This window comes from Polynucleobacter sp. MWH-Aus1W21 (assembly GCF_018687275.1).
Taxonomy (GTDB): Bacteria; Pseudomonadota; Gammaproteobacteria; order Burkholderiales; family Burkholderiaceae; genus Polynucleobacter.
This window is the reverse complement of the sequence record NZ_CP061287.1, coordinates 675,227-694,942: the sequence shown is the minus strand read 5'-3', so window position 1 is coordinate 694,942 and position 19,716 is coordinate 675,227. Positions and strand designations below refer to the sequence as shown.

Sequence of the window (19,716 nt, the reverse complement as noted above, 5' to 3'; positions counted from 1 at the left end):
TACTCCTTAAAAGGGTTCTTTACCCGCTGAAACCATTAAAACCGCTTGCGCTTGCAGTAGATTCGCCTCGGACTGAGCCAAAGCAATCTCTAAATTACGTAACTGCGTTTGTGCAGTCAATAAATCATTAAAGCCTTGGCCATTATTTGAGTACTGAGTTAAGCCAACCTTATAAGCCGCATCTGCTTGAGGGACTTGGCGATCTTTCAAAAACTGGGCTTGATTCTTGGCTTGCTCGTAAGCAGCATAGGCAGTGTTAACGGCTAATACGATTTGCTGGCGGTTAGAGAGATTGCCCGCTTCTGCAGCTGCTTGATTGCGCTGCGCCTGCTCTATTCCGTACCTCTCTTTAGTAAAGAAGTACAAGGGAATAATCAGATCTAACTCAAACTGATAAAACATCGCGCCATTATTTGCGGAGAATGGTCCACGTGGCGTATAGGATGAGCCAATTACTTGGAAGTCTGGTAGGTAGGCTTTCTTTGCCAAATCCACACCTTTACGAGCTGCATCCAATTGAAGGGCTGAACTCTTCAAAGATGGATGACTATTTTCTGCGTAGTCTTCCAGTTCAATTAAGGTTGGAACGCCACTCATGGCACGACGGACATCGCCGCGTAATACCAATTTTTCTCGAGAGTGGCGACCAACCAAAGTATTGATATTGTGCAAAGCCACATTGAGCTGACGCTCCAGATTGAATTGATCTGCTTGAGCGGCACTCTGCGCCACTTGGGCATTTAAATATTCAACATATGCTGCAGCGTTGTTGGTATAGCGTGCTTTTGCTACATTCTTGATCATTTCTAAACGAATGACAGATTCCCTTAGAACTGCTAATTGCTTTTGTGAAGACAAGGCGCTGTAGTACAAAGTTGAAAGCTGGGCGCCCAATTGCAAATAGGTTGACTCAGAGCTGGCCAGCAAAGCCTCAGCATTCGTATCGGCAATATCTGCAGCCAGACTCTTCTTGCCTGGAAACTGAAAAGGTTGCGCTACTGAAATAGCGTTATTGCTACTAATGCCGCCAGGGTATTGCTGCGATGGCGCATTTGCCCCACCCAATGCAAATGGAGAATTCACCGGCATGCCGGACCAGACTAATCCCACCTGTGGATTAGCCGGCGCATTAATCTGAGGAACAGTTGCTTTGGCAGACAAATATGATTCACGCAATGAAGATAGCTGTGGGTTATTAACCTTGAGCTCATTCCATAGCTGACGCAAATCCATCTCTGTTGGACCCGATGAAATTGGCCTTGTATAAATCTTTGGAGTATTTGCTTTTGTTACTGGAGCAAATAATTCTGTTGCCTTAGAGTTTGTGCCCGCCTTTTGCTCCTGTGCACCCAGTTGAGCACCAATCGATGGTGGCGTAGTCAATGAGGCATCACCAGATTGAACACTAACGCTTGCTGGCACATCACTCATTGATGACTGAGCAGAGGCTAAAAACGGAGAGACGGAAACGTAAACAACACAAGCCATTGCCGCAAACGGAATCTTGTTTTTGAGCGGATTAGCTACGCCAGTTGTATGTTTACCGAGAATCAACAAATGCCACTGCCTCTAAATCAATTAAATGCTGTTTTTATAGCCCTAGATACAGATTTAGATCAAATCTAAGCCTGATTCAGGGGGTTTTTAGGATTATAGGGGACAAAGGCCAAAAGTCGAATTATTTAGAATCTCTATCTTATTGATTTTAAAAATAAAAATTATCACTAAAGTCAGTAAAATGCTTAAAACTCAGCATGAATCCTAAAAGACAGGATATTCACAGGCCCACGAGCAGCGTTATAGGCGGGATTAGTAATGTGCTGAAAGTTCAAACCGGCCAAGACATTCTTAATCACGGTGGCGTTGTAATACACCTCGCCAATGCGCTCTGGACGATAAGAAATTGTCTGACCTGGACCAGCATAGTCGCCAATGAAGTAGGACACACCACCTGCCTGCAAGTAACCCCTTCTCAAACTAGACAGACCGTTTTGCATCATCGAAATACCAACACTGTCTTTTGGGCGACTCCAGCTTGTGCCATTCATACCCAAACCTACTGATATTGAATTGTCTGCTTCAGTAAAAGACATTGTTTCTGTGTGACCATCAGAAGTAAAGGCGCGACCATAGATACCCAAATCTTTAGTTAAAGCTTGTTCACCATGAATACCAATACCAGTTTTGTATTGGTAGTTATTGCGTACATTATTAATGGCTTGCGTACCTTGCGCATTATTGGCAATCACATAATTTGTTGCATCCTGAAAACGAGCCAAGATCATTTTGTTGCGATAAGCCAGTACCGAAACCTTGCCTGGCAAGTCGGCAATATTATGTTGACGCTCTACTTCAATTTGATCGCCATAGGTATTGAATATCTGCCAATTGAGATCGCGGCCATTAGGGGACTTTGGAGCCAGCATACGAGAAGCTCTCATAACCCAATTACTGAGGTACCATTCGCCCGCTAAGCCAGTACTGTAGCCACGTGCGTCGGCTGCGTAGTCATAGGCTAGATAGGTCATATTGCCCCAGTTCATGAACTGAATACGAGGGTCTTTAGCGTAGCGACTATCGTCAAAAATATCTAAAGTAGAAAACTGTCCGGCAGTGACTACTACACGATTACTGCTAACAGTTTGTGTGATTTGATTAGCTTCGTTTTCGAGAACAACTTTATCGCCCTCTTGATTAATAGTTTGACGCAGAAATGCGCGAGCAGAATAAAACTTTGCATTAAGCCCAGCTGCTTTTGTCGCCTCACCGTTAGAAAATCCGCCAAGACCAACTAAATCAGAAAATGGCACGCCAGATACCACCTCTGGATTGAAATAGATATCTGTATTTGGGGCTAAGCGTGCACCAAAAAACAAAGTGCCTGACCAGGTATAACTCATCGACTTCGATGAAGAAAGACTATTTTCCCCAGAGTAGCTAGAGGTAAAGTTGTTGTAGCGCTGATTAATATAGGTAGTTTGGCCGTGAACGTTTACTGGCAAACCAAAGATAGCGCCCTCTGTTGGCAAGTCGTCAATTGGGGCTGCAAAACTCGCTATTTGATCCGAGCCTGATCCCGCCTTCTGCGCAAATGCAGTTGCTCCGAAAAACGTGCAAATTATGCTTAGCAGGAGGAGTAGATAAATCTTGCGGGTCATTCACAATTTCTAATTGGGTCACTAGTGCAATGAACTAACAACATGCCGATGGGAAAACGAGGCAAACACAGCTTGGGATTGAAGCACAAGGGTGGCGCAGACCAAATTATCCCCAAAAAGAGGCAATTTACCTAGTCTTTATGTCCTGGAGATGACATATCGGGGAGATTCACCGCGAAACAAGGTTATGTCTGTACCCGGAAAACAACTTATCCAAATAAATCACTATGACTACCTAGTCGCGCAAGGTGCAATAGTTGAGGATCGGGCTTTTTATAAATTAGCAGAACATCCGGCTTGATATGGCACTCACGATGCCCTCGCCACCGACCAATCAGATCGTGATCTCTCAATTTGAACGGTAAGACCCGATCCAATACCAATAAATCTATCGTCACCAACAGAAGCTCTTCAATGTCCTTCTTATGCCGAGGGTTTGAATATATTCGCTTAAAGTCTCTTTTAAATACTGAAGATCTCTCAATCTCCCGCATGCAGATCCGCCATCAAATCCTTGCTGGTTTTAAACCGCTTGCCTTTGCCCGCCTCAAGCTCTGCTATGGCCTTTTTTGTTTTGGCGTTAGGAACCTTCACTGAAAAAGGCAACTGCTTTTCATCTGCTATTCGCAACATCAGCATACGAATAGCGTCTGAAATGGATAAACCCATTGCCTCAAGTGCGTCAGAAGCGCGATTTTTGGTTGCCATATCTATTCTGGCGCGTACATATGTATCTGCAATAGTCATGCGAGTCTCCCACTAAAAGCATTGAATTATATTGTAGTCTCAATGTAACTACATTTTACCAGAAAATGGGAAATAAAAAAGGGGCTCAAATGCCCCTTTAATTGCGATTTTCGGTGATGCTCAGCGCTTTAAATCACGATAGAAGTTTTCATGAACTCCATAAGCCATTAACACTAGCTGAGCACCATCGAGGGTATTATTTAGTCCGTTGTTATTTTATTAATGACCCTATCGAATCAAGGTGTTGTAGATACGATCATCCGAAATTATATGGATTGAGATTGCCGGCTTTTACCTCCTCAATGCTGACAAACATATCTTGGAGCATATCAATTGGAAGATCAGTATTTTCTACCGCAACCTTACCTAAACGAGCCCAATGCTCAATCTGCTCTGGAATACTTCTGCCTGAAATCTCAGAAGCAGATTTAGCATCATGGACTAATGATGCTGATAATTGAACTTTGATCGACATTCAACGACGATCCATCAAGGCTCTAGCTAAAGTGCCAGCATCAACATACTCGAGTTCACCGCCCACCGGAATGCCGCGCGCAATGCGAGTCACCTTAATGCCTTTGGATTTAAGGACCTCGCCAATGTAATGGGCAGTTGCTTCGCCCTCACTGGTGAAGTTGGTGGCCAAGACTACTTCCCGAATTGGAACACCGGTATCAGGAGTCTCAATACGATTGAGTAGGCGATCAAAGCCGATTTCATTTGGGCCCATGCCATCCAGCGGTGAAAGGCGTCCCATCAATACAAAGTAATTGCCTTTGAAGCTGAGAGTCTGCTCCACCATGACTTGGTCAGCTGGTGTTTCCACAATACACAGAAGTGATGGATCGCGACGCTCATCAGAGCAAGTGCTGCAAATCTGTGTTTCCGAAAATGTATTGCAACGAGCGCAGTGCCCTACCGTTTCAACCGCTTCGCCTAATGACTGAGCTAGTACAGCAGCGCCATTGCGATCATGCTGCAGTAGGTAGAACGCCATGCGCTGGGCAGACTTAGGGCCTACTCCAGGAAGCACGCGCAAAGCCTCGATCAATCGACCGAGTGCGTCTTGAGGTGCCTCTATACGTGCCATTCAGAATTCAACTAAATAATGAAGTTAGAACGGCAACTTGAAGCCAGGAGGCATTGGCATACCGGCAGTGGCGCCAGACATCATCTGCGCGCTAGCGGCTTCTACTTGCTTAAATGCTTCTGTATAGGCAGTCACGATGAGGTCTTCCAACATCTCGCGATCATCCATTGCGCCTGGATCAATTTGCACACGCTTAAGTTCGTATTTGCCAGAGATCGTTACTTTAACCAAGCCACCAGCCGCTTGGCCAGTCACTTCCAACGCAGTCAATTCAGCTTGCGCAGTTTTCATCTTCTCTTGCATCTGCTGAGCCTGTTTCATGAGGCCAGCAAGTCCACCTTTCATCATCGCTTTATTTCCTTAGTGCTTTTGAATATTGATATTTAAATTAAAGAGCTTGTATTGAGTGATCAAATTAAAGTGGTTTTACTGAGCCACCAACAACTTTGGCACCAAACTCTTTTTCTAATTGCTGAATAAAGGGATCGGCAGCAATCATTTGTTCAGCGTTCATTCTTTTCTCTTGATGAATCTGGGCATCAACCTTAGCTACGGTTTTTCCCTCTACCTCACCCTTTTCAATCACGATCTTCACCGGCTTACCAAAGTGTGCAGTCAGTGCATCGCATAAACGACCAACAGAAGCTTCGGAAGCCAGCTGGGGCATTGGCGTCACAATCGTTGCACGCACTCCAGCCGCTGAATCATTCCAATCTTGTAACTCCGTCTGAAACGCCAACTGTTGCACTAAGCCTTTAACTGGCAGCTGACGCATCAATGCATGCCAATCGGGACGTTCTGCTGAGTTACCTGCAGCAGCAACCGGGGCTGAAGCAGCAGATGATGGTACTGGAGAAGCAGGTTTTGCTGCAGGCGCAGGAACAGCCGTTCTGGCCGCTGGTGCGGATGATTGCGCAGCAGGTGTTGGGCGAGCAGAGCTTACTGGTGGAGCCGAAGGTGATGAGGGTACTGTAGAGCCGCCGCCTCCACCATTATTGTTTCCCGGACGAAATGCCAACATACGCAAGAGTGTCATGGCAAAGCCAGTTTGCTCATCCGGTGCCAGCGACAAATCTGGACGACTTGTAATGGTGATTTGATAGAAGAGTTGCGCTTCTTCTTTGGTGAGTTGACCAGCCAAACGACGAATCTCACCTGCTTCTGGCCAATCATCCAATATAGACTCTGGAACAACTTGTGCTGCTGCAATCTTTTGCAACAAGCTAGAGAGATCTTGCAATGCTAATGAGAAAGACATGCTGCGCTCGCCCATTTCATTTGCAACAGAGAGAAGGCTTGCGCCATCTTTAGCAATTAAGCAATCGAGAATGCGAATGAGATAAGCATCATCTAATGTGCCGAGCATGCCGCGCACAGACTCTTCAGTCACTTTGCCGGCGGCATAAGCAATAGCTTGGTCTGTAAGTGACAAGGCATCACGCATAGAGCCTTGGGCTGCTTTAGCCAAGACACGCAAGGCATTGACTTCGTACTCGACTTTTTCTGATGCGAGTACTTTTTCTAAATGCTCAACGATGAGCGGTACTGGCATTTGCTTGAGATTGAACTGCAAGCAGCGTGACAAAATAGTTACAGGGATCTTTTGTGGATCGGTTGTAGCCAAAATAAATTTAACGTGCTCTGGAGGTTCTTCCAAAGTTTTGAGCATGGCATTAAAGGCATGATTGGTGAGCATGTGCACTTCGTCAATCATGTAAACCTTATAGCGACCATTACTTGGTGCATAAGCTGCTTTTTCTAGGAGAGAGGCAATATCGTCAACACCACGATTACTTGCAGCATCCATCTCGATATAGTCAACAAAGCGACCGGCATCGATTTCCATGCAAGCTGGGCATTTTCCGCATGGCTCTGAAGTCATCTTGCCGGAACCATCGGATCCCGTGCAATTGAGAGCTTTGGCCATAATTCTGGCAATTGTCGTCTTGCCTACCCCACGGGTACCCGTAAAGAGCCATGCATGGTGCAGGCGACCCTGATCCAAAGCATGGGTTAATGCCTTAACCACATGGTCTTGGCCAACTAATTCAGAGAAGGTTTTGGGGCGCCACGAACGGGCCAATGCCAGTGCTGTCATGTCTTACATTCTAACAAGCTAAAATGGAATTGGATGGGCCTCCCCGCATGGTGGGTTGGATAACCTGGTCAGGTCGGGAACGAAGCAGCCAAACCCAATTTCTGCCAGTGCCGGGGGTTTGGCTCATCCACCCTACTTCAGTTAAGCGGAAGCGTTAATTTAGGCTGATTTAGCTTCACTGACTTGATCTCTTTAGCGTTTACGTCCAACTTTTTAAAGTCAAATACATAGATATTGGTGTTTTCATACATCTTGACGCTGTAAGTCATATTCTTATTGTTGGCTACGACACTCCACTCAGTGACTTCGTAGCCACCAACACCACCACCGTAAGGATTGCTTGCAGGCAATGTTACAGAGCCAGGTGGAATATCAAAGCTTCCCAGAATATGCCAAGCAGCATCACCCATTTGCGCAGTTGTAAAACTGGTTGGTACTGAGTTAGATAAAAACAGTGCACGAATAAAACGACTTGTGCTTAAGAAATCACCAGGCATACCATGCAAGCCAGTGCCCGAACTAGGCGCATTGAAAGTCGCACCATTAATTTTTAGTGGTGGTTTTTCGACATTAGAAAGATTGACATAGTTACCAATATCGCGCAGATGATACTCAAACGGCGGATCATTGGTCATGACGGTGGTTGGATTATCAAAAATCGTCAATTGGCCTTTAACGTACTCCACTACGATGCTTTTGCCTTTAGCGTCATGGAAGGTGTAATGCACTAGTGGGGTAGCAGTTCCATAGATCGCAAGCTTGGCACCATTGACTTTAATCTGCTGTAGGCCTGCTTTAATCTCATCCACAGTTGCGAAATTAGATAGTGCATAAGTAAGCACTTGGACTGAGTTAATGCTATTGGCAGATTCAGCAGCAGAAACTGCTTGGTATTGAGCGCTATTCGGAAGATTGAGTACACCACCCATCAAACCTTTTTCATTCATGCCATCAACCAACTCTGGCAGGCCTAATGGATTCATTCCGGCGACAGCATATTTAGTAGTCCAGCTACGACCAGAACCATATTGACCATCAGCGCCAATTCCCTTTAATGCGTAGTTCTTAGGAATGGTAATAAGCTCAGACTTGAGTGGCATACCAAATTCCATAGTCCGACCATACACAGAGCCACCGTCGCTACCCTTGAGCATGAAGCTAGTACAAGCATTACTAATTAATGGTGCAAACGCCAATGTGGCAGAAACTGAAGCAGCAAGAATTTGCTTAGTCCATGAATGTTTCATGTATTTCCCTTTATATAGACTGATATCTCAGGAAATTCTAACTGAATGGCTAGGCAAAAGAATCCAATTATTTAGAAGATCTTCAGAATTCTGAAAATGCCCCAAATCATCCAAATAATGAGCAAAATCAGGACAGTTCGTGCATCTAACTGGATCTTAAAGAGACGTAATGTCTTATGGGTACATTCAACAGATACTTGCAAGCTTAACCCTCCTCTATGTAGATGGATTCAGCGTAGAGACTTTTGGGGGTAATAGGTAGGGATTGAGGATGACTTGGCTGTAGGAAAGCCTTTAAGTTCCATTAATAAACTTAGCTTTCTAAGCCTTTACAAGTGTAAGGCTTTACTTTACACTTTGTTCTGAGCCTTTAAAATGAATATATGATTGAATCGTATATTCATAAGGGCCTAAAGGAATTATTTGAAGACGGTAAAAGTATCAAGATTCAGAAGTCTTTAGTAAGCAGAATCATCCGTCGTTTAGACGCTATTGACTCCGCTAAATCACTTGATGATCTAAGGGTTCCTGGTTTTAATTTTCATGGATTAGAAGGGGTTCCAAAACGCTATAGCATTCATGTCAACGGCCCTTGGTGCCTTACCTTTGAATGGCGCGAAGAAAATGCTTATCGACTTAACCTGGAAAACTATCATTCATGATCATGCGTAAAAGACCCCCAACCCACCCTGGCGCCATTCTGAGAGAGGACGTTTTCCCTACTTTAGGGATTTCCGTTACTGAATTTTCAAAACACCTGAGGGTCTCTAGACAAACGCTGCACGCAGTTCTCGCCGAGAAAAGTGCCATCACCCCAGAACTTGCCCTCAGACTAGGAACCTTTTTAGGGAATGGTCCGCATCTGTGGATTGAAATGCAATCCAAATACGATCTATGGAACGCAGAAATCAAATTAAAAAAAATACTTCCCAAAATTCCATCATTCAACGGTCTTTTGGCAGCCTAATCCCGCCAAAGGCTCCAATCGTTGGTCGGATCAACAAATCAGATGATCCCTTGAAATAGAAAGTAAACGCCATGCCTTTGATGGCGCTGAAGAGTTACTGAGATGCTACTAGGCAAACATTAAGCAACTACGAGGTCTGATCGCCATCCTTTGTTGCGCACTTCCCTAACCACAATCTTTTGATTGATAAGGCGCTCCACGGCACTAACACGGGAAACAACCGAGCTTATCGTCTGATCACCATCCGCATGCGCCATATATAAAACCCGGACCATTTTGTCTGCCCATTTTGGTAAACGTCCATGCTTCTCCCAGCGAGCGATTGACTGGGCATCAGCGCCCATCATCGTGCCAAGCCCTGCCTGAGATAAAAGCATTCCACCGCTACGGATATACCGAAACTCAACTCCACTTAAAGGGCTTGATTTTTCAGCCAAAGCTAAACAGATGGCTTTGGTCAGTCCTTCCACATCATGAATTGCCACACCTTTCCCATAAGGCGTTGAACGTATTTCGAAGCCATTCTGCAGCCATACATTCTTGAGGCCGCCGTCGGTGTAATGATGCATTTTCTTATTCATGTAATCTCATATACCGTAATAACAATTAAATCCTCGGATGGAATCTCTACATTGACTATGGCTGCGATATTCATGCCGGCGCTATACCGCTCCATCTGACATTTAATACCAGAATGCCTCATATCTGGCTCTGGCTCCCTCTTAATCACTCCACATTTCAAAACATCAAACAACATCGCATTAGTAATATGACGCTCACGCATTCTCAAACTCGCATGATGCGTGATAGTCACATTCATCGTTTGTAGTGCTGCCTTGCGTATATGCTTTTGAAGCTGCGCCTTGGAGATCTTAAGCATGGGCGCTACCTATCAAATTGATAGGTAGCCATAATATATCATTTTGATAGGTATAGCGCATGAAGGCTTATAAATAATGGGTGGGATCCCATTTTAATTAAGCCCATAACCCAATTTATTGGAGGGATTCTTAATTCCATGTTAGCAACTCAGACTAATGAGCTTGTAACCTCTTTTTGATCGATCCACCCATTCAAGGCACAATGGGTTGATTCAATAACAACGAAGCCCTTATGCCCCAAGCCATTATTTTTGATGTAGAAGCAACCGATAAGAACGATGCTGTCATTATTGAAGCTGCTTCACTTGATGTCACTTCACTAAATCCATTTGAAGTGGGTAATCCTTGGGTGCAACGCTATAACCCAGGCAAGCCGATTAGCTTGGGCGCTCTTGCTACACACCACATCATGGATGAGGAGTTAGTCAATTGCCCCGCCAGTAGTTCTTTTCGCTTACCAGCTGGCACTAAGTACCTCATTGGACATAACATTGATTTTGATTGGGTTGCTATTGGCAAACCTGAAGTTAAAAGAATTTGCACACTAGCGCTAGCTCGTAGCCTTTGGCCTGAGCTAGATAGCCATACTCAAAGCGCTCTGCTCTATCACTTCGAACGCGCAACCGCGAGAGATCAATTGCGCAACGCGCATAGCGCTTTGGCTGATGTATGGATTTGTTCCAAGATTGTTGGAGAAATTATCGATAAGTTGCACCCAGTCTCTTTAGATGCTTTTTGGGAAATGTCTGAGAAAGCACGCATTCCGAAGGTGATGCCTTACGGCAAACATAAAGGTGAGCTGATTAGCCAAATGCCTGCCGACTACAAGCAATGGATGCTGCGTCAAGACAATGTTTCTGAATATCTGCGCAAAGCCTTAGAAGCTAAATAGCGGGCATTCCTTATTGCCGTTAGTGTGGCTTATGCGCTGCCGTCACTATTTTTTCGGTATAAGCAATTGCTACAGCTGATAGCACAAAGGTGATGTGAATTAAGGTTTGCCACATCAAGGTTTTTTCATCATAGGATGCCGCATTGATAAATGTCTTGAGCAAATGAATTGATGAAATGCCAATAATCGCAGTTGCCAGCTTTACTTTGAGAACACCTGCATTGACATGTGAAAGCCATTCAGGCTGATCGGGGTGATTCTCCAGCTCCAAACGCGAGACAAATGTTTCCCAGCCACCAACGATAACCATGACCAACAGATTAGAGATCATGACAACGTCGATCAATCCCAATACCACCAGCATTAAGGCAGTCTCAGTCATCGACTTGTCTGCCATCATAGTAATGAGATGAACTAACTCTATCCAAAACTGCCAAACATACACACCCTGGGCAACAATCAATCCCAAATAGAGGGGAGCCTGCAGCCAGCGGGACATGAAAATCCAGCGCGGCAAAGGTCGTAATTTTTTATCTAGGAATATCTGTTTATCTTGGTTCATATTCAAATATTAAACACTTTTGACCTTATTAAAGACCTAACAACCTTAGGGGAATTAATTGTGTGGCGCGAAAATGTCTTTAGTCATCTATTTTGGGCGATAAAAAAGGTGGGCTGTATGACCCACCTTTAAATGTTTGCTGCTCACTACTTTTAATCAACCGTTACTTCAGTTGTTTTAACTAACTTCACCCAAAACTTCTCATCATCCGCCAAGAACTTAGCAAATGCGGCCGGAGAAGCTGATGTAGAAATATCGGTTCCTTCGCGAGCTAGTGCAGCCTTTAGGTTTGGATTTTTGAGAGCGACTTGGGTTGCATCGTAAATCTTCTGAATAATCTCGGGCGGTGTGCCCGCTGGTACAAACAAGCCGTACCAAAACTCGATCGAATAATCCGGCAACCCTGCTTCTCGCATACCAGGCAGACCTGGCGCTAATGGTGAGCGCTCGCGTGAAGAAATAGCCAAGCCTTTTAAGCGACCGGCTTGAACCATAGGCAATACAGAAGGCGGGGTACCAAAGGTCAGCTGGGTATCGCCTGCAATGACTGATTGCACGGCAAGCGCGCCACCGCGGAATGGAATATGCGTCATCTTCACATCAGCAACTTGCCCAAAAAGTGCGCCAGCCAAATGCGGAGCAGAGCCGTTACCAGAAGAACTGTAGTTCAAGCCGCCTGGATCCTGCTTTGCTTTTGCAATTAATTCTTTTATGTTATTTATTCCCGCTCCTGGATAAGCAGCAATCACGATTGGCGAACTAGTAACCTTTGTCACCGGCAATAGATCGCTCGCCTTATAGCTCAACTTCGGATTGAGAGCGGGGTTCACAGAAATGCTGCTTGGACTCGCAAGCAACACTGTGTAGCCGTCTGGCGCTGATTTGGCCACCTGATCAGCAGCAATACTGGAGCCTGCTCCTGGCTTGTTTTCTACTACGATCGACTGCCCTAACGCCTGCCCCAAAGGCACACTTAGGTTTCGAGCTACATAATCTGCAGCCCCGCCTGGGGTAAAGCCAACAACTAATTTAATAGGCTTATTGGGATATGACTGAGCTTGTAGACTACCCATCATTACAGCCAATACCAGCGGAACAAATAATTTGAATTTCATCGTTGTCTCCTTGCTACTTATTTTTTTAACTGCTGTTTATTTTGCATTTCTGATTTGTATTTCTATTTATTTTTACTGGCACTACTTAAGGTGTTCCTGCTAATACAATTTTTCCTAAATGCTGATTGCCATCCATCATGGCCTTTGCTTCTAGTAGATTTTCAAAGGGAATGGTTTTGTAAATCATCGGTGTTACGCGCCCTGCTTCTATCAACGGCAAAATTTGCTCCTTAAAAGCAGGCAATGATTCTGCACGCTGCTCCGGTGTGCGTAATTTATTTGATACACCAAATAAGCTCAGACGTTTAGCATGCAAAGCTTCAATGTCAATCTCGGCTTTCAATACACCATCTACATAACCTACAGTTGCCAGGCGGCCTTGGAAGGCCATGGATCGCACGCATTCAGCAAAGACTGAACCGCCAACGGTGTTGATGACTAAATCAACTCCTTTACCATCGGTTTCCTTCATTACTGCGTCATAGAAATTCGGTGCACGCGTACAGATTCCTAAATCAAGACCTTGATCGCGCAATTGATCCAACTTCTCCTGCGAGCCAGAAGTACCAATTACTTTTGCACCCAATGCTTTTGCCATTGCCAGTGCAGTGACTCCAACACCCGAGGTGACACCAGTTACCAAAACCCACTCACCCGCTTTGACATGGCCCTGCAAAACCAACATATCAAACACTACCAATGAAGTTAACGGTAATGCTGCAGCTTGTTCCCAGGTCAATGATTTTGGTGCGTGCATGATTTCGCGTTCCGTCATCAAAGCATATTCTGCAAAAGCACCGGGGCAACGGCCCATGACTCGATCGCCCACTTTAAAGCCAGTAACTGCTGAACCGCAGGCAACAACCTCGCCTGACGCTTCCATGCCAATTTGCTTAGCAGCACCTGCTTTATGAAGTCCATGCCCGAGAATGAATTCACCACGATTTAAGCCGGCAGCTTTTACGCGAATCAGCAACTGATCCGCTCCAGGCTTAGGCTGATCAACCTCGCGCATTTCTATCTGCGCATTTACACCATCGCTTTGCATCCAATATGACTTCATCACTTACTTTCTGAAGTAATTAACTTCTTTAATGTGTTTGCTTATTTACCGCGGAATACAGGCTTACGCTTCTCCATGAAAGCGCGTCTGCCCTCTGCATAATCCTCACTCTCAAAGCAGTCCTTGATCAACTGACGGCAATGATCATGGTCAACCTCAGGAGAAGGCTTCAATATCTGGGCAATGATTGCCTTACCAGCGCACACAGTGATGGGTGCGTTTTCTGCTAATGCTTTTTTGTATTCAGCCTCTAAAGCATCTAGCTTGCCCACCTCGCAGATACGGGTAATCAAGCCCACATCACGTGCCTCCGTCGCATTAATACGTCTTGCAGTAAAGAACAGATCTTTAGCCACCGCGGGGCCAACCAGATCGACTAAGTTCTTGAGTGCGGAATAGCGATAGCCCAAACCTAAGCGTGCAGCTGGAATAGAGAAAACAGAATCATCAGCGGCAATACGAATATCGCAACACATTGCTACGTTAACCCCGCCACCAATGCAATAACCTTTGATGCGGGCCAATGTTGGTTTACCAAAATTGTATATACCCATCAGCGCCTGCTCGGCCATTAACTCATAACGTGCCACCGCTTCTTTTGCAGCGCGCATATCTTCAAACTGAGTGATATCAGCACCCGATACAAATGCTTTTTCACCGGCGCCAGAGAAAATGACCAACCGAATACGCTCATCACTTTCAGCGGCGTTGAGCAATGGCGTAACCGCCTCCCACATATCTACAGAAAGGGCGTTATGACGCTCGGGATTATTAAATTGGATCTGTAAAGTGCTGCCATCTTCATCGAGCCATACCTTTACGCGCTCAGTGTTAGATTGATAAGTAACTGCGCTCATTAATACACTCCTTTGGATTTCAGTAAAGTGAGTTCGGCCGCCTCTAGGCCAATCTCTTTCAAAATTTCTTCACTATGTTCGCCTCGCTTAGGGGCGGCACGGGCTATCGTGCTAGGTGTTCTCTCTAACTGCATAGGCTGCCCAACAAGACGTTGTGGCCCATGATGCTTAGACACCACTTCTTTCACAATACCTAAATGTTGCACTTGAGGCTCTTCAAATACTGCCTTGACATCATTGATCAGCCCGCAAGCTACGCCACCAGAATTAAAGCGCTCTACCCAATAAGCGCAATCTTGTGCGGCTAGCCGGCGATTAATTTCGGCGTTAATCGAATCTCTATTAACTGATCGGCCCTGCTTATCTTTATAGCGCTCATCAGTCACCCACTCAGGGGCGCCCAAGATGTCACAAAAACGTTCCCATATCTTGGAACCAAAGACGGCAATATTCATATAACCATCTTTAGCCTTATAGACACCAGTAGGAATACTGGTTGGGTGGTAGTTGCCTGCCTGCGTAGGAATATCCCCTTCAATCAACCAGCGTGAAGTTTGGAAGTCCATCATATAAACCATGGATTCCAACAAGGAGGTATGCAACCATTGCCCTTTACCTGAGGCATCACGCTCAAGCAAGGCAACCAATATTCCCTGAGCAGCGAAGATGCCGGCACATAAATCCGCAATCGGAATGCCTACGCGCATCGGCCCTTCTCCAGGCATGCCTGTAACAGACATTAAGCCACTCATACCTTGGGCAATTTGATCAAAGCCTGGTCTTTGAGCTAATGGACCGCTTTGGCCAAACCCAGAAATGCTGGCATATACCAATCCAGGATGATCCTTGCTTAATGTCTCGTAATCAATGCCCAAACGGAACTTCACATCAGGTCGAAAGTTCTCTACTACAACATCAGCACTTGTAATCAACTTCTTCAGGATTGCAATACCTTCAGGCTCTTTTAGATTTAACGTGATGGATCGCTTATTGCGATGGGTATATTGATAGTCGGATCCATCTTGCCCGCCTAAGGTGTCATCGCCACGCATGTGATCTGGCATTTGCACTTGAATAACATCCGCACCCCAATCTGCTAGCTGGCGACAGGCTGTGGGTCCCGCCCTAACCTGGGTCAGATCAATGACGCGAAAACGCGCTAGCGCGGCAGAAGCAGGTAAATGTGGCATACGTTCAACTCGATTCAATATTAATAAAATGTGTTTTTCAGCACTTCTTCTTGGGCCTTCTCAGTAAATCTTCCTAGCTAGCAATCTGGTTTTTGAGTTTTTTACCGTCAGCGAATAAACGTAAATTCTCAACAAACAATTCCAGCACTCGCATTTCATTTCCAGCAGAGTGGCCAGCAGAATGCGGGGTCACAATCACGTTTTCCATGCCCCATAGAGGAGAGCCTGCATCTAGCGGTTCAGATGCAAAGACATCTAAATAGGCGCCAGCCAGTTTTTGATTCTTGAGTGCATCAATTAAATCTGGCTCAACAATAATTTCACCGCGAGCAATATTGATGACATGTGCGCCATCAGGTAGCAACTTGATAGAGTCTTTATTAATGATGCCGCGTGTTTCATTGCTCAATGGGCAAGCAATTACCAGCCACTGCGCTTGGGGTAGTAACTGATTTAATTCTGAGATGTGGTTCACGCCATCTTGCGCTGATTTACCGTCTTTCAATGCGGCATTAAACCCAACCGAAATCGTCTTAACTCCTATAGCTTCTAAGACTTTTGCAATGCCCCCGCCAATAGGTCCTCTTCCAATAATGACAGCAGTCTGCCCAGCTAGATCAGGAGGAAGCGGATACTTGATTAAAGGATCCCACCTACGCTCAGCCTGGGCCTTGAGCATTAAAGGAAACTTTCTAGCCAGCATCAATATTCCTGCAATGGCGTTTTGCATCACGATCGGCGCATTGACGCCAGATGATCCTGAAATTGTCACTCCGCGAGCCATCAAATCCAGGTAGATTTGACGATCCGCCCCAGCTGAATGAATTTGTACCCAACGCAAATCACGAGAATTCAGCAACAGATCGTAAAAGGCTTGGGTTGAAGGAATAATTTTTTGCTTGGTTGAGGTGGCGGTCACATCTCTTGAAATAAGGGCAGCATCAAATTCCACCCCAATCTTTTGCTCCGCGCTATTGATGAGCTCAATCGATAAGCCCTTCTCCCCAACAAGGAGACCTTTCAATTCGGTCAAAGCATTCGGGCTTACCAATACTCGCAGTGACATATTAGACCCTAGGGAAATCATAGAGGCGAGCGGGATTAGTCACTAAAACACGCTCTAGGTCGGCGACCTTATCAATCCAGCGAGACAACAAGTTCACCAATCTTCCATCATCAGGAATCAAAGCGGCATCAAAATAATTAATATGAGGCCAATCCGTACCCCAAACTACATTATCTGGATTAGCTTCTAGCAATGTCTTTGCAAAAGGATCAACATCCACATATTCCTTGCTGACATCACCAATACGATCCGCTCCAGAAATTTTGACCCAGCCTTTACCCTCTGCAAGTAATTTGCACAAAAATTGAAATCCTGGATTATTCAGGCCATGACTGGTATTCATCCGACCCATATGATCAATGACCAAAGGCAAACCTAAGGGCAAAAGCTTTGGTGCGAGCTCAGGCAGGTCTGGTGCATGCGCCCATATTTGGGCATGCCATCCTCGCTCGGAAAACTTCGGGGCCAACTTATGCAATACCTCGAGTCCAACACCATTCCGATACATGGGCTTGCCATCAATTTGCAATAAATTAAAACGAGCGCCACGCACGCCTAAATCATGCCAACGGTCCAGCTCTTTGTCGGTGACATTGATATCGGGAACAACAATACCTCTAAAGCGATCGGGATATTGCTCAAGACCCTCTAATAAAGAACCGTTATTGGTTCCGCAAACACTCGCAGTGACCAGGACACCTCGCGCAAAACCAATCCCATCTAGATGCGCAGCAAATTGAGCTGGTGAATATTCTTGGGGGGTGTAACTACGGTCATCGGCCAACGGATACTTTGCAAAAGGTCCAAATATATGAACATGGCTATCGCATGCTCCAGGAGGCACTGCAAAGTTAATTGGACTGTGATCTGATTTTGGTGGGAGGCATGCGCGGGTCATCTGGTTTATTCGGCCTTTATTTTTCCAGATTGCAATAAAGCCTGTGAGTTGCTTGCCTCTTGATTTAACATTGCAGCCCATTCTTGTGGCGTGGATGACTGAGCGGTACTACCGAGCACCCTTAAACGCCCCCGCACCCCACTATCATCAATGGCTTTTTTCAACGAGGCATTCAGTGACTTCACAACATTAGGCGGCGTTCCTAAAGGCGCCAAGATGCCTGCAGTTGTACTGGCATCTAGATCAACACCCATTGCTTGGCGCAATGTGGGGGAATCCGGCAAACCAGGATCTCTTTCTTTAGATAAAACTGCCAAAACTCTTAAATTTCCTGAATCGATAAATGGCTTAGAACTGGTTATTTGATCAACAACAAAATCAATCTGCCCACCCATGAGGTCTGTGAGCGCTGGAGCAGATCCTTTGTAGGGAATAACGTTAAAAGTAGCTTTACTAGCATCTTCCAAACGTAAGATCGCGATATGGTTTGACGTTCCTTGTCCTGCATGACCAACCGAAATTGAACCAGGCGTACTTTTAGCAGCCTGTAGTAACGCTTTTGCATTTGGAAAGCGTTTATCGTCTTTACGAACCACCAATACCAAAGGTGAAATTGCCGCCAGACTAACTGGCTCAAAGCTATCGGGTTTATAAGGCGGCAACTTTAGCATGTAAGGCAGCACTGAAATGGTATTGGTCGTAGCAACCAATAACGTATGACCATCTGGCTCTGCACGTGCAACATAGCTAGAACCAATTGCACCACCAGCTCCAGCTTTATTCTCCACGACGACTGATTGACCGGTCACCTTAGCGAGAGAAGGTGCTATTGATCTAGCAATGACATCGATATTGCCGCCCGGTGCAAATGGCACGACCAAAGTAATCGTCTTACTTGGGTAAGCTTGTGCAGATACCCCGAAAGAGCAGCAGAATGCCAAGATGCCCAAAGCCAGTCTTTGGAAATAAAGTTGTCGCATGTTTGTCTCCAGCGTTGCCGCTTGTATTTTTATGGTGCTGCTTTTTTAGTTGGGGACGTTTCTGTAACCCCACTACGCTCAATCCTACCTCAAATTGGGTATTTTTGAGTTACTCCTTAAATGTCGGATCCATGCGCTCAACCATGCGTAATAAGGCAGGCCACTCCATCAAACCATAAGGGCGCCGCGTTTGGGGTTGGTAGTTCATATAAGTTTCTTGCAAGATTTCTGGCGACACTTCCTGCAAAGGAGTATTGCATGCCATGGCCGCCAATTGAGCCCTGCAGGAAGTCTCCAAACGATGCATCCAGTTAAAGGCCTCGCCCACTGATCTACCTACAGTCAACAAGCCATGATTACGCAAAATCATGGCTTCAGCAGTACCCAAGTCTTTGACCAATACCTCCTGCTCCGCCAGATCTAGCACCACTCCCATATAGTCGTGATAACTGATCTTGAGAAAGCGCATGGAAGTTTGGTTAATTGGCAATAAACCGCACTTCAGGGATGAAATCGCCATACCTGCTGGTGTGTGCGTATGAATCACACAATCCACCTCAGGACGAGCTTTGTGAACTGCGCTATGCAAGATATATCCAGGTTTATTAAAACCGTAGTTCAGATCACCAAAGTCTGGCTTGAATAACACCTCACCATCATGGTTGATCTTTAAGAAACATGAGGCGGTCATCTCCTCGTACATCATGCCGTAAGGATTGGTTAAAAATGCGCCCTCTTCCCCGGGCACACGAATAGTGATGTGATTTGCCGCCATATCGGACATTCCATAATGCGCGATCAGTCGATAGCAGGCGGCTAAATCAACCCGAGCCTTCCATTCTTCTGGGGTAACTTGATTTTTAAGAGAAGCTAGTTGCAAACGACCGAAATTCATTTTTTTCACC

Annotated in this window: 24 protein-coding genes and 1 other RNA gene; 4 read left to right on the top strand and 21 right to left on the bottom strand. The window is 45.5% G+C overall.

The annotated features are described in order from the left end of the window. Positions 1 to 6: 6 nt before the first annotated feature. The 8 genes from ICW03_RS03655 to dnaX form a co-directional block, all read right to left on the bottom strand. Positions 7 to 1,557 carry a TolC family protein gene (locus ICW03_RS03655; protein ID WP_251374456.1) on the bottom strand — a complete coding sequence of 517 codons (1,551 nt, stop codon included), beginning with the start codon at positions 1,555 to 1,557 and terminating at the stop codon, positions 7 to 9. Between the two features lie 185 nt (positions 1,558 to 1,742). After that, positions 1,743 to 3,158, bottom strand: a complete 1,416-nt coding sequence (locus tag ICW03_RS03650; RefSeq protein WP_215349125.1) for a carbohydrate porin — start codon at positions 3,156 to 3,158, stop codon at positions 1,743 to 1,745. Positions 3,159 to 3,367: 209 nt separating this feature from the next. After that, on the bottom strand, positions 3,368 to 3,652 hold the full coding sequence (locus tag ICW03_RS03645; protein ID WP_215349123.1) for a type II toxin-antitoxin system YafQ family toxin: 285 nt from the start codon (positions 3,650 to 3,652) through the stop codon (positions 3,368 to 3,370). Further along, the gene (locus ICW03_RS03640) at positions 3,639 to 3,905 is read right to left on the bottom strand and encodes a type II toxin-antitoxin system RelB/DinJ family antitoxin (protein ID WP_068321091.1); all 267 of its coding nucleotides are present in this window, start codon (positions 3,903 to 3,905) and stop codon (positions 3,639 to 3,641) included. The genes ICW03_RS03645 and ICW03_RS03640 overlap by 14 nt, the downstream gene beginning before the upstream one ends. Before the next feature lie 256 nt (positions 3,906 to 4,161). Further along, positions 4,162 to 4,380, bottom strand: coding sequence for a ParD-like family protein (locus ICW03_RS03635; protein WP_215349120.1), 219 nt, complete (start codon positions 4,378 to 4,380; stop codon positions 4,162 to 4,164). After that, entirely contained in the window at positions 4,381 to 4,995 is a 615-nt protein-coding gene (gene recR / locus ICW03_RS03630) for a recombination mediator RecR (protein ID WP_215349117.1), read from the bottom strand. It abuts the gene before it with no gap. A 24-nt stretch (positions 4,996 to 5,019) separates the two neighbouring features. Beyond that, positions 5,020 to 5,343 carry a YbaB/EbfC family nucleoid-associated protein gene (locus ICW03_RS03625; protein WP_215349115.1) on the bottom strand — a complete coding sequence of 108 codons (324 nt, stop codon included), beginning with the start codon at positions 5,341 to 5,343 and terminating at the stop codon, positions 5,020 to 5,022. A gap of 67 nt (positions 5,344 to 5,410) precedes the next feature. After that, positions 5,411 to 7,093 (bottom strand): DNA polymerase III subunit gamma/tau, encoded by a 1,683-nt coding sequence (gene dnaX, locus ICW03_RS03620; protein WP_215349112.1) that lies wholly within the window; start codon positions 7,091 to 7,093, stop codon positions 5,411 to 5,413. A 32-nt stretch (positions 7,094 to 7,125) separates the two neighbouring features. Between dnaX and ffs the strand changes: the two genes are divergently transcribed. After that, an RNA gene (ffs, locus tag ICW03_RS03615) (signal recognition particle sRNA small type) lies at positions 7,126 to 7,224 on the top strand. A 6-nt stretch (positions 7,225 to 7,230) separates the two neighbouring features. On the opposite strand, the gene ICW03_RS03610 is transcribed toward ffs, so the two are convergent. After that, positions 7,231 to 8,340 carry a linear amide C-N hydrolase gene (locus ICW03_RS03610; RefSeq protein ID WP_215349110.1) on the bottom strand — a complete coding sequence of 370 codons (1,110 nt, stop codon included), beginning with the start codon at positions 8,338 to 8,340 and terminating at the stop codon, positions 7,231 to 7,233. A gap of 71 nt (positions 8,341 to 8,411) precedes the next feature. Continuing rightward, on the bottom strand, positions 8,412 to 8,543 hold the full coding sequence (locus ICW03_RS11650) for a hypothetical protein (RefSeq protein WP_256441454.1): 132 nt from the start codon (positions 8,541 to 8,543) through the stop codon (positions 8,412 to 8,414). A 180-nt stretch (positions 8,544 to 8,723) separates the two neighbouring features. Here ICW03_RS11650 and ICW03_RS03605 point away from each other — a divergent pair, with 180 nt between their 5' ends. Beyond that, entirely contained in the window at positions 8,724 to 9,002 is a 279-nt protein-coding gene (locus ICW03_RS03605) for a type II toxin-antitoxin system RelE/ParE family toxin (RefSeq protein WP_215349107.1), read from the top strand. Positions 9,003 to 9,004: 2 nt separating this feature from the next. Then, positions 9,005 to 9,307 carry a HigA family addiction module antitoxin gene (locus ICW03_RS03600; RefSeq protein ID WP_215349104.1) on the top strand — a complete coding sequence of 101 codons (303 nt, stop codon included), beginning with the start codon at positions 9,005 to 9,007 and terminating at the stop codon, positions 9,305 to 9,307. A gap of 119 nt (positions 9,308 to 9,426) precedes the next feature. On the opposite strand, the gene ICW03_RS03595 is transcribed toward ICW03_RS03600, so the two are convergent. Then, a complete protein-coding gene (locus ICW03_RS03595; RefSeq protein WP_251374455.1) occupies positions 9,427 to 9,888 on the bottom strand; it encodes a hypothetical protein in 462 nt (153 codons plus the stop codon). Beyond that, a complete protein-coding gene (locus ICW03_RS03590) occupies positions 9,885 to 10,187 on the bottom strand; it encodes a DUF4258 domain-containing protein (RefSeq protein WP_215349101.1) in 303 nt (100 codons plus the stop codon). The genes ICW03_RS03595 and ICW03_RS03590 overlap by 4 nt, the downstream gene beginning before the upstream one ends. 233 nt (positions 10,188 to 10,420) lie before the next feature. Here ICW03_RS03590 and ICW03_RS03585 point away from each other — a divergent pair, with 233 nt between their 5' ends. After that, positions 10,421 to 11,080: a putative quorum-sensing-regulated virulence factor gene (locus tag ICW03_RS03585; protein ID WP_215349098.1), complete on the top strand. Its 660-nt coding sequence runs from the start codon at positions 10,421 to 10,423 to the stop codon at positions 11,078 to 11,080. A 19-nt stretch (positions 11,081 to 11,099) separates the two neighbouring features. On the opposite strand, the gene ICW03_RS03580 is transcribed toward ICW03_RS03585, so the two are convergent. The 9 genes from ICW03_RS03580 to ICW03_RS03540 all read right to left on the bottom strand — a co-directional run bounded on the left by ICW03_RS03580 (position 11,100) and on the right by ICW03_RS03540 (position 19,706). Then, positions 11,100 to 11,642, bottom strand: coding sequence for a TIGR00645 family protein (locus ICW03_RS03580; RefSeq protein WP_215349096.1), 543 nt, complete (start codon positions 11,640 to 11,642; stop codon positions 11,100 to 11,102). 152 nt (positions 11,643 to 11,794) lie between these two features. After that, positions 11,795 to 12,757, bottom strand: a complete 963-nt coding sequence (locus tag ICW03_RS03575; protein WP_215349093.1) for a tripartite tricarboxylate transporter substrate binding protein — start codon at positions 12,755 to 12,757, stop codon at positions 11,795 to 11,797. A gap of 85 nt (positions 12,758 to 12,842) precedes the next feature. Further along, entirely contained in the window at positions 12,843 to 13,820 is a 978-nt protein-coding gene (locus ICW03_RS03570) for a zinc-binding dehydrogenase (RefSeq protein WP_215349090.1), read from the bottom strand. Positions 13,821 to 13,861: 41 nt separating this feature from the next. Continuing rightward, complete coding sequence (locus ICW03_RS03565; protein ID WP_215349087.1) at positions 13,862 to 14,677, bottom strand: enoyl-CoA hydratase; 816 nt, start codon at positions 14,675 to 14,677, stop codon at positions 13,862 to 13,864. Continuing rightward, a complete protein-coding gene (locus ICW03_RS03560) occupies positions 14,677 to 15,867 on the bottom strand; it encodes a CaiB/BaiF CoA-transferase family protein (protein WP_215349084.1) in 1,191 nt (396 codons plus the stop codon). The genes ICW03_RS03565 and ICW03_RS03560 overlap by 1 nt, the downstream gene beginning before the upstream one ends. A 73-nt stretch (positions 15,868 to 15,940) precedes the next feature. Then, entirely contained in the window at positions 15,941 to 16,933 is a 993-nt protein-coding gene (locus ICW03_RS03555; protein ID WP_215349082.1) for an NAD(P)-dependent oxidoreductase, read from the bottom strand. A gap of 1 nt (position 16,934) precedes the next feature. Then, the gene (locus tag ICW03_RS03550) at positions 16,935 to 17,831 is read right to left on the bottom strand and encodes an amidohydrolase (RefSeq protein ID WP_215349080.1); all 897 of its coding nucleotides are present in this window, start codon (positions 17,829 to 17,831) and stop codon (positions 16,935 to 16,937) included. Positions 17,832 to 17,836: 5 nt separating this feature from the next. Continuing rightward, the gene (locus ICW03_RS03545; protein ID WP_215349077.1) at positions 17,837 to 18,811 is read right to left on the bottom strand and encodes a tripartite tricarboxylate transporter substrate binding protein; all 975 of its coding nucleotides are present in this window, start codon (positions 18,809 to 18,811) and stop codon (positions 17,837 to 17,839) included. Positions 18,812 to 18,920: 109 nt separating this feature from the next. Beyond that, positions 18,921 to 19,706, bottom strand: coding sequence for a class II aldolase/adducin family protein (locus ICW03_RS03540; RefSeq protein ID WP_215349074.1), 786 nt, complete (start codon positions 19,704 to 19,706; stop codon positions 18,921 to 18,923). Positions 19,707 to 19,716: the final 10 nt, after the last annotated feature.